At 49.9% G+C, this 13508-nt stretch carries 12 protein-coding genes; 3 read left to right on the top strand and 9 right to left on the bottom strand.

Annotated features, from left to right (window positions below):
* Positions 1-215: 215 nt before the first annotated feature.
* On the top strand, positions 216-830 hold the full coding sequence (locus tag EXIG_RS14465) for a YitT family protein (protein WP_012371700.1): 615 nt from the start codon (positions 216-218) through the stop codon (positions 828-830).
* Between the two features lie 84 nt (positions 831-914).
* Positions 915-1475, top strand: a complete 561-nt coding sequence (locus EXIG_RS14460) for a GNAT family N-acetyltransferase (protein ID WP_012371699.1) — start codon at positions 915-917, stop codon at positions 1473-1475.
* A gap of 361 nt (positions 1476-1836) precedes the next feature.
* Here the strand turns inward: EXIG_RS14460 and EXIG_RS14455 are convergent, their stop codons facing one another.
* From EXIG_RS14455 to EXIG_RS14415, 9 genes are all read right to left on the bottom strand, one after another.
* Positions 1837-3153, bottom strand: coding sequence for a hypothetical protein (locus EXIG_RS14455; protein ID WP_234944548.1), 1317 nt, complete (start codon positions 3151-3153; stop codon positions 1837-1839).
* Positions 3154-3215: 62 nt separating this feature from the next.
* Positions 3216-4133 carry an FTR1 family iron permease gene (locus EXIG_RS14450; RefSeq protein ID WP_012371697.1) on the bottom strand — a complete coding sequence of 306 codons (918 nt, stop codon included), beginning with the start codon at positions 4131-4133 and terminating at the stop codon, positions 3216-3218.
* Between the two features lie 12 nt (positions 4134-4145).
* A complete protein-coding gene (locus tag EXIG_RS14445; RefSeq protein ID WP_012371696.1) occupies positions 4146-4883 on the bottom strand; it encodes a hypothetical protein in 738 nt (245 codons plus the stop codon).
* Positions 4880-5611 (bottom strand): glycosyltransferase family 2 protein, encoded by a 732-nt coding sequence (locus EXIG_RS14440; RefSeq protein ID WP_012371695.1) that lies wholly within the window; start codon positions 5609-5611, stop codon positions 4880-4882. The genes EXIG_RS14445 and EXIG_RS14440 overlap by 4 nt, the downstream gene beginning before the upstream one ends.
* Complete coding sequence (locus EXIG_RS14435; RefSeq protein WP_012371694.1) at positions 5608-7041, bottom strand: alkaline phosphatase family protein; 1434 nt, start codon at positions 7039-7041, stop codon at positions 5608-5610. The genes EXIG_RS14440 and EXIG_RS14435 overlap by 4 nt, the downstream gene beginning before the upstream one ends.
* Before the next feature lie 5 nt (positions 7042-7046).
* Positions 7047-7886: a lysylphosphatidylglycerol synthase domain-containing protein gene (locus EXIG_RS14430; RefSeq protein ID WP_012371693.1), complete on the bottom strand. Its 840-nt coding sequence runs from the start codon at positions 7884-7886 to the stop codon at positions 7047-7049.
* On the bottom strand, positions 7883-8803 hold the full coding sequence (locus EXIG_RS14425) for an NAD-dependent epimerase/dehydratase family protein (RefSeq protein ID WP_012371692.1): 921 nt from the start codon (positions 8801-8803) through the stop codon (positions 7883-7885). The genes EXIG_RS14430 and EXIG_RS14425 overlap by 4 nt, the downstream gene beginning before the upstream one ends.
* Before the next feature lie 25 nt (positions 8804-8828).
* Complete coding sequence (locus EXIG_RS14420; RefSeq protein WP_012371691.1) at positions 8829-10013, bottom strand: hypothetical protein; 1185 nt, start codon at positions 10011-10013, stop codon at positions 8829-8831.
* Between the two features lie 151 nt (positions 10014-10164).
* Positions 10165-10692, bottom strand: a complete 528-nt coding sequence (locus EXIG_RS14415) for a type III secretion system chaperone family protein (RefSeq protein WP_012371690.1) — start codon at positions 10690-10692, stop codon at positions 10165-10167.
* Between the two features lie 198 nt (positions 10693-10890).
* Between EXIG_RS14415 and EXIG_RS14410 the strand changes: the two genes are divergently transcribed.
* The gene (locus tag EXIG_RS14410; protein ID WP_012371689.1) at positions 10891-13338 is read left to right on the top strand and encodes a CoA-disulfide reductase; all 2448 of its coding nucleotides are present in this window, start codon (positions 10891-10893) and stop codon (positions 13336-13338) included.
* Positions 13339-13508: the final 170 nt, after the last annotated feature.

Raw genomic sequence — 13508 nt, 5'->3', positions numbered from 1 at the left:
GGTTATAATAAGAAAGGACAAAACGTGAAAGGGTGGAAACCGATGGATACCGAGAGGACCGATCATCTATTCAGCTTACCTGATTTTTAGCAGCGCCAATCTTCATTGAACAGGAAGGTAATGGCTTGAAAAAAATCAGGGAGAGCGAAAATAGATGAATACCCAAACGGGACAATTACATCCTCTCCCATGGAAGATACGGGAGAGGACAACACATGAAACGAATTATGACCATCTTGGCCGGAACGCTGCTTATGGCGTTCGGCTACTATACCTTGAATGAACAGTTTGGTTTGGCGGAAGGCGGATTTATCGGCTTATCGTTGCTCGGACGCTACTTTTTTGACATCAATCCATCGATTTCGATGATTGTGCTCGATATTCCGTTTTTTATCGGAGCACTCTATTTTAAAGGCAAACGCTTTGTCGGTGAAGCATTGATCTCAGCCGGCGCGTTGTCGCTATTTTATGAAATGTGGTACCGGTTGGATCTGTTTCATTTTCCGGAGCAGGCTTGGCCGGCAACCTTGATTGCAGCAATCGCAAGCGGGATCGTGACCGGATACGGTCTCGGACTTGTCTTAAAAAGCGGTGCTGCAACAGGCGGCGACGATCTGTTGTCGATGGGACTCAGTAAGCTGACCGGCTTATCAATCGGGACGATTTTATTTGGTCTTGACGCTATCGTCATTCTGATTTCACTCGTCTACTTGCCGTTGAGCTTAACATTGTATACCTTACTTGCCGTCGCGATTGCAGGACGTGTCGTCTCGGTCATGACACGTGAACCGGTGACTGCACCGGCTGCTGCGGTAGCTGAACTGAAATGAAATGAACAAAATCTCTTCTGATATCAGAAGGGATTTTGTTTTACGATAAAGTAGAGTAAGAGGCAGAAGAAGGGAGAGTAATCAATGATCAGACAAGCAACGGAAAAGGATGCGGAACAAATCGCACCGTTAATTGAACAGGCGATTCATGAAATTGCGGAGACGTTGACCGGAACACAGGAGAAGGAAATGATTTTGGAGAGGCTCGCGTGGTTTGTCACGCAAACGGGAAACCGGTTAAGCCACGAAAACATTCTCGTCAAGGAACTGGACGGACGTGTCGTTGGTATTGTCATCACCTATGCGGGATTTGACGCGGCACGGTTGGATGAGCCGATCAAACGTCAGCTTCGCGAGTGGACAGGACGGGATGTGCAGATTGACCAGGAAACGGAAGGGGATGTCTATTATCTCGACACCTTATCCGTTGATGCAGCGTACGGGGGAAAAGGGATCGGATCCGAACTGTTACAGGCAGCGGCGGACGAAGGTGAACGGTGTGGGTTACGGGCCTTTACGTTAAATGCCGACCAGACAAATGCTGGTGCACAACGTTTATACCGACGTCTCGGGTTCGTCCCGGTTAAGACACTCGCAATCAGCGGCGGGCAATTTGATTATATGGAAAGACCGTATTCAACTTGAATGACGAAGGAAGTACTTGGAATTCGTTTGAAGAATCGTTGATACGCAGACAAGACTTCGCTTTCCGCGGGCGAAACGTGAGCCTGCGCGACTTACGGGTCTCACCTGTTCCGCTTTTCCCGCAGGAGACTTCGTCTTGTCTGCTTCTCAACGATGGTGTCTTTTAAAGCAGTATGATTTTAAATAGAATATCTTAAAACAGATGAAGATTCTTTGACCGTGACTCCTACGGGAAAAGTGCGTTTTAGCGCACGTCAGAGTCAAGCAAGACCCGGCTCCTTGACCACAAGTCAAGAAGTCGCGGCTTGCGACTCGCCCGAGGAAAGCACGGAAAAAAAGAATCTTTTATCTCTGGCTATTTTTAATTAAATGAAGTTTTATACAACCTTGCCTCTGCATCCTCCGGTTCAAATCGGGGATCACTCGTAAAACGGAAAACTTCCGTTGCTTCAATCGATACGTTCGCTGCCTGTAACCGGTCGAGCAAGCGTCCGGTCAGATAGACCTCCCGTGATTTTGGTTCAGCCCGCCATTTGCTGACGGATCCGATCGGAACGATAGTGGCGGCAGGTCGTTTCATTAAAAATTGCCGGTCTTCTTCATCCGTAAAGACCGTTGCTGACGCCGGTAAATCAGTGACGGCTTCTGCCAGCTGAAGTGTTGCCGGCTCAGTATGGGCTTGTCGATACAAAGCCATACTACCGATTATAAGCTGAAGACATAAAAACGGAACAAGCCAACGGACTGACAGTCGGCGGACGAGCAGAATGACGAGCAGCAGGATAAGCGGTAATGTATGCCGCGGCTTATCGATGTTTTGTGCGAACCAGACCCACAGGAAATAACCGGTTCCGGTCACGGACCACCAAAGTGGAAGCGGACGGATCCGCTGAGCGCACAAGAATAAAACAGAAGCGAGACCGAGCCATGTCGCCAATCCGAATCCGTGCCAGAAGATTTGTTTCAGTGTTAACCCAAGCCGTTCGAGCAGCGAGGCATCATCCGTTTGTGCTGTACCGCCCCAAACTGAAAAGTGTCCGCTCACGAAACTGAGCGATAACTGGGCGAAGGACGCCGGTCCGCCGACGGAGAATGCCACCGGTAACAACCAGGCGAGTTGAGCCAGCAACAATACGGCGATTTCTGACACCCATTGCCACGGATCGCGCCGGACCTGCCAGAGTAAAAACAATAGAATGATGCCGAACGGTGCATAGGACAGCCTGGTTGCCATTAACAGTCCGAACAGGAGGTACGGCAAAAGGCGGAAACGATTGTACCGGGCCTGTTCGACACTCCACATGAACCAGCAGAGGACACCAAGCGCGAGACCATCCGACATACCGGTCGCAGCCAAGGTAACGAGCGAAGCCGTCGAGACGACCGTAAACGCACCGAGCAACCGGACGGTATCAAAAGAATACCGTTTGAATACGAGATAAAGCGGTATTACACCGCTTGCGAGTCCGAGTGTCGAGAGCATGCCGAGTGCCCGGACCGGATCGAGACCGAGCCGGGCCAGACCGGTCGCAAGCAAAATGAAAAACGGATATCCGGGGAAGTGCGGTTGCAGATTGGCTAAATCATATTGTCCGACAGCAAGCGTGAAGTTCGCGATATCGTAACTTGCGACATAAGGGCTGACGAATGCGAGACGGATGCCGATAAAGCCAAGCATCAGCAAGCAAACGATGAAAAAAAGCGATCGTCCACGTCGTTGTGGATGACCGCTCTGAACCGTCAAGAAACCTCCTGCAGTTTCTTGGCGGTTTTTGACGTCCGATTTTGACGCGTCAGCATGAAACCAGCGAAAGCAAAGTATCCCCACCAGGCGATGACTTGTTCCAGGGATGGATTGTGGCTGTAGCCGAACATCGCGCCCATGAACGTCCCGATTTGTCCGCTGATCAAGGTCGTATTGCCCGTGTCCCGCAAATACTGGACTTGATCGATGTAGTGTTCCGGCATGAAAGCGACGATATTGTAAAGTGCAGCCGGTGTTCCGTCCGCATTCGTCAACAGACTGCCGAGCAAACCAAGATCCTGGAACCGGCCGATCGTTTGCACAAGCATTCCGGCCGCGATGAACAAAATCAAGACGCCGGTCACTTGGAAAAAGCGTTTGACGGGAATCTTCATCGTCCCGGAAACGAACAGGTAACCGAAAATCAAGGCGAGCAGAAGACCGGAGACAGCACCGTAGCTCGTCAGGACTTTTTCGATTTCACCGCCGGAAATCGCGGCGAAAAAGAATACCGTTTCGATCCCTTCCCGGACGATGACGAGGAAGGAATGGACGATCATCGTGATCGCACTGCCGGTTGAAACAGCGGCTGCGACCTTCGCCTGGGAGGCCTGCTGATTTTCTTTCGCTTCCTTGCCCATCCACAGGACCATGTGCGTCAGGAGGAAGACGGAGATAATCATGATACCGAGACGCAGATACGTATCGCTGCCGAAGCTTGCGAAGCTCGTAAAGACGACCTGGAACAAGAAGGCGACACCCAGACTCGCGAGTAGCGCAAGACCGACGCCGGCATAAACCCATTTTTTATATTGTGGTGCATTGAGCCGATCGAGATAACCGAGAATCAAGCCGACGATCAGGACGGCTTCAAGACATTCGCGAAGGGTGATTAAAAACGCCTGAAAATCCATATGTCTTCCTCCTTATTGAGCGCGTCGTTTCTTACGCTGACCGATGATGACGATGACGATTAAGATGATGACAAGACTGATGGCGACCGTTTTCCAAATATCGTCCGTTCCGAAGGACTGACCGAATATCGAGTCTTCTTCATCGAAGACACCGGTCTTTTCCTCGCCGGGTAAAACGAATAACGGGGTGATCGTATCTTCAATCTGTTTGATGTTTTGATCAAATGCTTCACGGTCGCTGGCTTTCTTCCCGACGCCGAACAATCCGGGATTCCCGAGAGCGGCAAGCGATTCATCAAATGCAGTATACAAGGAATCGCTCGTCTTTGCATCCTCACTTTCCTTGACGTAAGGAGCGAGGACGTCATATGTGCCGCGTGCTTTTGCGAGCAGCAGCTTGGCCTGACCGAAATCATCGAATTGTTCCTGTGCGAAATGCAGACGACGTTCGATATTTTGACGTAACGCCACGCGATAGGCCTGTTTGGCAGCATCTGTATCTTGATCTGCTAAAGCAGCATCGATTTTTTCTTTAGCTTCCGGGAAGTAGAGGGTGAACTCTTTATCATAGGCATCAATCGTTTCCCGGGCCAGTTTGTAATCCTTTTGATCGAGTTGTTCTTCAAACTGTTTATAAGCTTCCGCAAACGCCTCTTTTCCCGGATCCCCGTAACTGTACGCGGATGCCGACAGCGGTGCGGTCAGCAGGAAGAGGAAGGCGATGATGGTCAATACAAGTGGTTTTCTCATCCAAGGTGCTCCTTTCGTTCAAAACGTTCTTCAGCGGATAAGCGGCTGATGGGACGACGCCATTCCCGGTAAATCGCAGGCAGGACGCGCTGGACATAATTCAAACGGATAAAGGACTTGCCGGCTTCCCGCACGCGGTAACGAATCGGCACTTCGTGCAACCGGAATCCCTTCCGGACAAGATTCAAGGTCAGGACTTGGGCATAGTTATAGTCGTGGATGATCTCCGCATGTTTACAGGCGGCACGGGAGAAGGCCCGCATTCCGCTTTGACCGTCGTGAATCCGTTGTTTCAGCAACAGACACTGCAACCACGTAAAAACATGATTTCCAATATAGCGGTACAAACGCATTCCGTCAACGGTGCCTAAGAAACGGGAACCGAAGACATAATCCGCTTCATCTGCAAGAATCGGCCGGACGATATCTGGAATCTGATCGGCCGGATACTCATTGTCCGCATCAATCATGACAGCCACCGTTGCTCCGTGCTCGTAAGATCGAAGCAACCCTTCGCGGACAGCGGCACCAAGCCCTTGATTTTTAGAGAAGCGATAGACATGTGCGCCGTGGCGTTTTGCAATGTCCGAAGTCGCATCGGTCGATCCGTCATCAATGACAATCGTCTCGACGGGAAGTCCGTCAATTTCAGCCGGAATCCGTTTTAAGACGAGTGGTAAGGATACTTCTTCGTTATGGGCCGGCAGAAAAACGACGACTTTTTTCATGACGATTCCTCCTTGAACGCTTCAGTCAATAAGACACCTCGGCTGTCCTGCGGAATTGCAGCCCCGAGCTGCTTCGCAACGGTTGGTCCGAGTGAAAGAATATGACGGTGTGTGTCGACTTTCCGTCCGGCATGGATCTGTTTCCCGTACATCCAGAACGGGACGAACCGTTCGCCTTCATCGAGATGTCCGTGACCGCCGATGCCGTCGGCCTGACCGTGATCGGCCATGACGATCAGTGTCGCATCATCGAGTTTCCCGAGGCGATCAAGCTCATCACAAAATTCAGCCAGCAAAGCGTCCGCCTCTTCGATTTTTTGAACATATTCGGAGTAGAGCGTCCCGCGGCTGTGACCGGTCTGATCGGTTCCGATCAGCTGAATCGCCAGTAAGTCAGGATCCTCGTCCTGGACGATTTGTTTGGCCCGGTCGATGATGTTCCGATCGGCGACATCATTGTGCATGACCGCCGTCACGGTATGAACATCTTTTGCACCGAAGGCGTCGACAAGATGGGCGATCCCGAGAATCTTGCCGGTTTTGCCGACATCACGCAACCGGTCGAAAATGGTGTCTGTTTTAACACCGGTCGTGTTCCAGACCATGTTCGAATGGATGCCGTGTTCTTCCGGACGTGCACCTGTGAACATCGAGCTGAAGCAGACGACCGTTCGGGCCGGATACACCGTCTCCATGTTTGTGTACTCTGTTCCTTCTTGGCGCAATCGCTCAAGGAAAGGAGTATTTGCCGCCATATAACGGTCTTTCCGCATGCCATCGACAATCAGGACGTAGACTTTTCTGGACGTCGGAATCGGTGCGTCGACGGTCTGTTCCGTTGGCAGTTTTGGTTTCCAGTCAAACAGGTAATGATGTAGGATCCAGGCGAACAGGAGCAGTCCGAGCGGGAACCAGAGATAAGACCAGTCGAGTGTCTGCTCGATGGAAGCCGTTTGCCAGTAGGCGAGCAACAGCCCGACTTTCGGCAGTTGTTCCTGCGCATTTCCACTCGTCGAGTCACTGTTCTTCAGCACGAGTTTCCAAAAACGCGTGAAGTTAAGCCAGTCCGTTCCGATTCGGAGATGGTAATAAATCGTCCCCCAAAAAAAGACGGTAAAGAAGAAGTACAGTCCGGCTCCGTAAGCGAACAACGGTAACAGGCGGGAATCGGTTCCTTCTATAAAGAACCAGACAATCAACGGAAGCCACAGATAGTTCCGCAAAAACAGCGGAAAGTCGAATTTCCAATATAAAACGAACAGCGGCACGGTCATCAGGAACCCGAACCCGGCACCGCTGAACGAGCTTTGGGTCAAGAGGAGATAACTCAGGAAAACGCCGACGGTAAAAATCGGTGTGAAGGGTTTGCCTTCATTCAATAGGTTCCACATCCGTGCGGCGATTTTCTCAAAACGGGAAGCACTTTTCATGATTGTCATCCTTTCGTGTTGTGCTTCTTGAACTGAGTGAACAGTAAGTGAACGATTGCAAAGTGCCGGAGGAGCACATAAACCGGTGATAAGAAGGCAAAAGCGTATTTAAAGAGATGTGTCATCAAGGCGAGTTCATACGGGTTCGGAACACCCGAAAGTTGCAGGACCGTCCCCATGGCGAGTTCGTACGTTCCGAGCCCGCCCGGTGTGAACTGGGCGATGCCGGATAAGACCCCGGCACTCATCGCGATTAGAATGACCGGGAAAGCGACCGTCACGTCTGCTCCGAGAAAGAGACAGGTGACAGCTCCGGCCTCAAACAGCCAGGCCAGCAGCCCGTATCCGATCAAGACCGGTATCGTCCGGATGAACCGACGGACGAGCAGTAGCAGAACGAGACCCACCCCGAAGGCCAAAGCGGCGACCCATATGGTTTGACCTAATAATAACCCCGCTGTCACGAAAAGACCGAGGATGGATAGGTCGATCCCGCGCTGGGCGACTAAGATGGCAGTCGTCCGTTTAAGCGGACTGCCAATCGCGCGGGCTGTCAACAAGCGGATTGCTTCGCCGAGCTTGACCGGAGACAGGTGGTTAACAGCCAGTCCGATATACAGACTCGTCAGATAGACGGCGGTCGGAGCCGTGTTTTCATCGGCTGTCCGCCAAGCGACGGCCCGGATATAAAAAGCCAGAGCATAGCTGACCGTTGCGGCCAAGGTCCAATAGGAAGTCGTCAATGTTTTGACATACTGATAGGCAGTCGGCAGTTCCAAGCCAAAACGTAGAAGTAAAAAAAGAGTTGCCAACGTCAAGAAGACGCTCGCAACTCCACGGATCACCGACGCTCGAGATGCCATCTGATCATCTGTTCGATTCCATCAGCGAGCGTAAAGGAAGGAACGTAACCGAACGTCTGCCGGGCCGCATCGGTGTTACTCCAAGTCATCGAGACGTCACCTATCCGAGCGGGAGCCGAACGGACAGGGACATTGAACCGTTCACTGAGCATCGCGGCAAGATCACGGACGGATTCCGGGCGGTTGGCACCGAGATTGAAGATGCCCGTCGCTTTTGCTTCGAGAGCCTGTTCCATTCCGCGGGTGATGTCGTCGATATAGGTGAAGTCGCGAACCGGATCACCGAACACGGTCAGCGGTTGACCGTCCAGCGCCTGTTCGATGAAACGGAACAACGCCATATCCGGCCGGCCGGAAGGACCGTATACCGTAAAAAAGCGAAAAATCGTCACGTTCATGTCATACAGGTTGTGATACGTCCGGCAAAACGTTTCCGCGCTGTACTTAGCTGCCGCGTAAGGACTCATCACATTTCCTGTCGCTTGCTGCTCCAGTAGGGCACCGGTCTGTTCGCCGTAAACGGAAGAAGAGGAAGCAAAAAATACATGCGGAATACCGTGTGTCCGGGCTGCTTCGAGAACGGTCACCGTCATCGCGATATCATCCTCGATATAGCGATGGGGTTCAGTTAAAGAACCCGGGACACCCGGCAATGCTGCTAAATGAAACAGGGCGGCAAACGAGTGGTTGGCACACCACGTTGCCAAATCTTCGTGGACGTTGCCGTCAAAGACGTCAATTCCGTTAGCCTGTAACTGTTTTGCCCTTGTCAGCTTCAATTCGACATCATAATAGTCGGTAAACGCATCGATGACATGGACGGTGTGACCGCTTGCTTGAAGCCGTAGTGCAAGCGCCGCCCCGATAAAGCCGGCTCCTCCTGTAATTCCGATTTGCATAGCGCATTCCTCCGATTTTAAAGGATTAGTTGAGCGGCTCTAACGCGTCAGTGATCTGATCACCTGTTTTTTCTGCCTTCAGATCACCTTTTTCGACAAGAGCATACCAAGCACTCGCATCTGCCAAAACTGTTTGTGCTGTTTCTTTGCCTAAACGATTTTCGAGTGTCGGTTTCATGGCAATGACGAACATGTTCGCTTCCATCGCTTCGACGCGTGCTGTATCGATATCTTTTTTCTCGAGTGCTTCTTGTGTTTCTTCGTGGTAGCCGTCAATCTTTTCCGTTAGTGCTTTGGCGAACAAGCTCTCGATTTCCTTGAACTTAACGTCTGCCGGTTTTGTTTTTGAAAAATCATAGCGTTCTTTTAATGTAGCGACGGCTTCTTCATCGCCGCCGGCAAGTGATTCTTCGATGGCCAGCAGGAATCCGTATCCTTCAGCTTGTTCCATCTGCAATTCTTTTTCGTCTGTGCCGGCTTTGACACCGTCTTCGATTTTTTGAGCGTAACCGAGAGCAGCGAGATAGAACGACCGGTAAATCGATTTATCCGTCAATTGTTTCGCGACATTGAAGTCGGCCGCTTTCTTCGCCGTGATGGCTTCTTTCTGTGCCGTCAGACCGGAATTGATGGCTTGAGCAATGGAGTCTTCATTTTTAAAACCGTAACTCGCATCCCGCTTTTCCGCCGTCGGAATGAAGACGGTCTTCGACATCTCTTTAATATCGTTCAGTGCAGCTGTCGCTTCATCTGTTTTTCCAGCGACGACCGCTTCTTCGGCTGTTGCTTGTGTTGATTTCTGAAGTTTATAGAAATAAGACTGAATGCCTTTGTCTACGAGCTGACGGGCAACATTCTCATTAAGATCTTTTGATTCGACACCGGCTAATGCGGAACTGATGACCTCGTCGATTTCAGGAGCAGCTGTCGTGACACCGCCCTTTAATTTGGAGTCGTAACTTGTCGTGACCATCTTCCAGTCAATGGTTTGACCTTCTTTTGCTTTATCGAGTTCCGCTTTGATCGAGCTGAAGATGGTCAGTTCATCTTTTAAGGTCGTCGCGGCGATCCCAGCATTTGTGTTCGTTTCAGATGTTTGCTCCGTTTTCTCTTTTTTCGGAGCCGTTGTGGTTTCTTCATTACTATTCCCGCACGCAGCAAGCAGTCCTGCTGTGATGAAGAGTGATGCTACTTTTAAGCGTTTTTTCATAATCTATTCCCCCAGAATAAGATAAATGTATTTAAAATGATGTCGTTTTCACAAATCTAACTATAGCGAGAATAATTCTCATTGTCAATTGAACTTGAAAATGAAAAAAATGGCTCCCGAGTTGTCTCGAGAGCCATTTTTAAGTGATATTTTACTGAACTTGGTCATATAATTTCGTGAGATAAGCGAATACTTCATCCGAAGCTTGGAACATCATGACAGAGTGTCCGAAGATCGCTGCCGGATTAAAGCCGTGATCGAGGTCAATCGTTGAAGCAATCGTGACATCACGGTCGCTGTCGAGGACAACACGGAAGTATTTAAATTCTTGGTTGAAATCATTGATTGCATTTAAGATTGGAAGATCTTCGACACCGTCCGGTACGTGTGTAATCGTACGTGCGAATAACTCGACGTCTGTCGCCGTCTTGCTGAAGACAATCATCATCATCGGTTCAGCGCCTGATGGTGTTTTTTCCTGTGTCATGAAGAAGACGTGTGTTTCATTTTCGCGTGCTTCCATCGGAATGCCTTTTTCTACTAAGAAAGCTTGGAATTCTTCAAGGTATTGTTGTTGCACAGCCGTTACCCCGTTTTCATTTGTTTCCGGCTGACTGTTTTGGTTGATCGGCGTGACTTTGTTATCGTTCGTGTCTTTCGAGTTACGATCCTGATCCATTATAAAATCCCCCTTATAAATACTGTAATCTCAGTTTCAAGCATTTTAGATGGAATTGCAACTAATGTCCGTTATCATCGAAGGAACAATTTCATTATGAAGTTCCGACAAGTTTGTGAATCAACGAACAGATAACTTGAAAAGCCATACCTGAATGGGTATATTGGTACACATGAAACATTGGAGGAGGAAGCCGGAATGAAAACGATCATTGTAGGTGGAGTAGCAGGTGGAGCAACGGCGGCAGCACGATTACGCCGATTGGATGAAACAGCAGAAATCATTCTTTTGGAACGTGGAAAAGAAATTTCTTTTGCAAACTGTGGACTTCCATACTATATCGGGGACGTTATCAAAGATCGCAATAAACTGTTGGTGCAAACTCCGGAAGGTATGAACGCACGTTTCAATCTCGACGTTCGAAATCTGTCGGAAGCGATCCGGATCAACCGTCAACAAAAAACGGTGACGACTCGTAAAGTGGATACGGGTGAAGAGTACGAGGAATCATACGATCAGTTGATTTTGTCACCGGGTGCAAAACCGATCCGTCCTGGAATTCCCGGTCTGGCGGAAGCAACGAATGTCTTTACATTACGTAATATCCCGGATACCGATAAAATGCGCCAGTATGTCGATGAATCACGTCCGGCACACGCGACGGTCATCGGCGGCGGATTCATCGGTCTTGAAATGGCGGAAAACTTAGTCGAACGCGGAGCACGCGTGACGTTGATCGAAATGTCGGATCAAGTCATGGCACCGGTCGATCCGGAAATGGCAGCCATCGTCCATGAACATTTACGGGCGAAAGGCGTCGAGTTGATTTTAGCGGACGGTGTGTCACGCTTTGAAGAAGCGGGGACGCGCGTTGTCTTGACGAGTGGAAAAACGATTCAAACCGAGATGAACATTCTATCGATCGGTGTCATGCCGGAAAGCAACTTGGCTTCAGAAGCGGGACTTAAACTCGGAATCAAACAGACGATTCAGGTCGATGAGACATTACGGACATCGGATCCTGCCATCTTTGCGATTGGTGATGCGATTGAAGTGAAGGATTACATTACAGGTGAACCGGTTCACGTTCCGTTGGCTTGGCCGGCAAATCGCCAAGGCCGTCTCGTCGCCGACATCATTGCCGGACGAGATGTCCGTTACACAGGAACACTCGGAACAGCAGTCGCAAAAGTATTTGATTTGACGGTCGCTTCGACCGGAAACAATGAAAAACGTCTTCGTCAATCGGGCCGTCGTTATGAAGCGATTCATCTTCATCCCGGCTCGCATGCCGGTTATTATCCGGGTGCCAGCCCGATTTCGATGAAACTGTTGTTTGATCCGGTGGACGGAACGATTTTTGGCGCACAAGCGATTGGGATGACAGGTGTCGAGAAACGAATCGATGTGTTGGCAACAGCCATTAAAGGCGGATTGACTGTCCTTGATCTTCCCGATTTGGAACTGTCGTATGCACCTCCGTACAGTTCGGCAAAAGATCCAGTCAATATGGCAGGCTATATCGCCTCGAATATCGTACTTGGGGACAGCGAAAACGTCCATTGGCACGAGATTGACCAGATTGTCACGGACGGCGGACTGTTGCTTGATGTCCGGGAACCTTCCGAAAATGAACTCGGATCGATTCCGGGATCCGTCAACATCTCTTTACCGACATTACGTCAGTCACTCGATGAATTACCGAAAGATCAGCCGATTTACGTGACATGTCAGGTCGGACTCCGGGGTTATGTCGCAAGTCAATTGCTCAAGCAAAACGGATTCGACGTCAAAAATCTAAGCGGCGGATATAAAACATGGGCGACGGTCAACCGTGACCGTGAAGCGAGAAGCCAAGTACGGGAGGAAACAGCTGTGACGACAATCAAAAGCGAACCGAAACAAGTAACGAAAGAACAGATTACGTTACTGGATACGTGTGGTTTACAGTGCCCGGGACCGATTTTGGAGCTGAAAACGAAAATCGATCAATTGCAGGATGGAGATCAAGTCTTCGTTAAAGCATCCGATCCCGGATTCCTGCCGGATGTTCAAGCATGGGCCAAAAAACTCGGTCATACCGTTCACACGGCGGAAATGAACAAAGGAGTCGTTGAAGTCCTGCTTGAAAAAGGGAATGCGACGAACCAACCGGTACAGTCGGCTGCTGCCACTGCCGATGATGCGACGATGGTCGTCTTCAGCGGTGATTTGGATAAAGCACTGGCATCGTTCGTCATTGCTCAAGGCGCACAGGCAATGGGGAAACAAGTGACGATGTTCTTTACGTTCTGGGGACTCAACGTCATCCGTAAACCGGATGCACCTGCTGTCGATAAGGCACCGATGGAGCGGATGATGGGGATGATGATGCCGAAACATGCCGGTGAATTACCGCTCTCGAACATGAACATGGCCGGAGCCGGTCAAAAAATGATGAAAAAAGTCATGAAGGATAAACAGGTTGACGCTCTGGAGACAATGATGGCGAAGGCACAAGCAGCCGGCGTCCGGATGATTGCCTGCACGATGTCGATGGACATCATGGGCATTAAAAAAGAGGAGTTGCTCGATGATATTGATTATGGTGGTGTCGCAAGTTATCTCGGAGCGACGGACGGTTCGAACCTGAATCTGTTCATCTGATCGTGTTCAGTGGTTAAATCAATTCTTAACAAGGGACTGACCCAAAAGTCAGTCCCTTGTTTTTTATGATGAACCTGACATCACATGTGAGGTTTGTGAGGGTTTTATAGATTGTGATGACTTAAAAGAAGAAAATGAATTTGATTTTCTAAAATTATTTACGTATTATA

The sequence above is a fragment of the Exiguobacterium artemiae 255-15 genome (assembly GCF_000019905.1).
Classification (GTDB): Bacteria; Bacillota; Bacilli; order Exiguobacteriales; family Exiguobacteriaceae; genus Exiguobacterium_A; species Exiguobacterium_A artemiae.
The sequence above is the reverse complement of the archived record's forward strand: the minus strand, read 5'-3'. Positions and strand labels throughout refer to the sequence as shown.

What these genes read in the sequence shown, in the direction of transcription:
- EXIG_RS14465 (WP_012371700.1), top strand. Translation starts at nt 216, where the DNA reads ATGAAACGAATTATGACCATCTTGGCCGGAACGCTGCTTATGGCGTTC.
- EXIG_RS14460 (WP_012371699.1), top strand. Translation starts at nt 915, where the DNA reads ATGATCAGACAAGCAACGGAAAAGGATGCGGAACAAATCGCACCGTTA.
- EXIG_RS14455 (WP_234944548.1), bottom strand. Translation starts at nt 3,153, where the DNA reads ATGCTTGGCTTTATCGGCATCCGTCTCGCATTCGTCAGCCCTTATGTC.
- EXIG_RS14450 (WP_012371697.1), bottom strand. Translation starts at nt 4,133, where the DNA reads ATGGATTTTCAGGCGTTTTTAATCACCCTTCGCGAATGTCTTGAAGCC.
- EXIG_RS14445 (WP_012371696.1), bottom strand. Translation starts at nt 4,883, where the DNA reads ATGAGAAAACCACTTGTATTGACCATCATCGCCTTCCTCTTCCTGCTG.
- EXIG_RS14440 (WP_012371695.1), bottom strand. Translation starts at nt 5,611, where the DNA reads ATGAAAAAAGTCGTCGTTTTTCTGCCGGCCCATAACGAAGAAGTATCC.
- EXIG_RS14435 (WP_012371694.1), bottom strand. Translation starts at nt 7,041, where the DNA reads ATGAAAAGTGCTTCCCGTTTTGAGAAAATCGCCGCACGGATGTGGAAC.
- EXIG_RS14425 (WP_012371692.1), bottom strand. Translation starts at nt 8,803, where the DNA reads ATGCAAATCGGAATTACAGGAGGAGCCGGCTTTATCGGGGCGGCGCTT.
- EXIG_RS14420 (WP_012371691.1), bottom strand. Translation starts at nt 10,013, where the DNA reads ATGAAAAAACGCTTAAAAGTAGCATCACTCTTCATCACAGCAGGACTG.
- EXIG_RS14415 (WP_012371690.1), bottom strand. Translation starts at nt 10,692, where the DNA reads ATGGATCAGGATCGTAACTCGAAAGACACGAACGATAACAAAGTCACG.
- EXIG_RS14410 (WP_012371689.1), top strand. Translation starts at nt 10,891, where the DNA reads ATGAAAACGATCATTGTAGGTGGAGTAGCAGGTGGAGCAACGGCGGCA.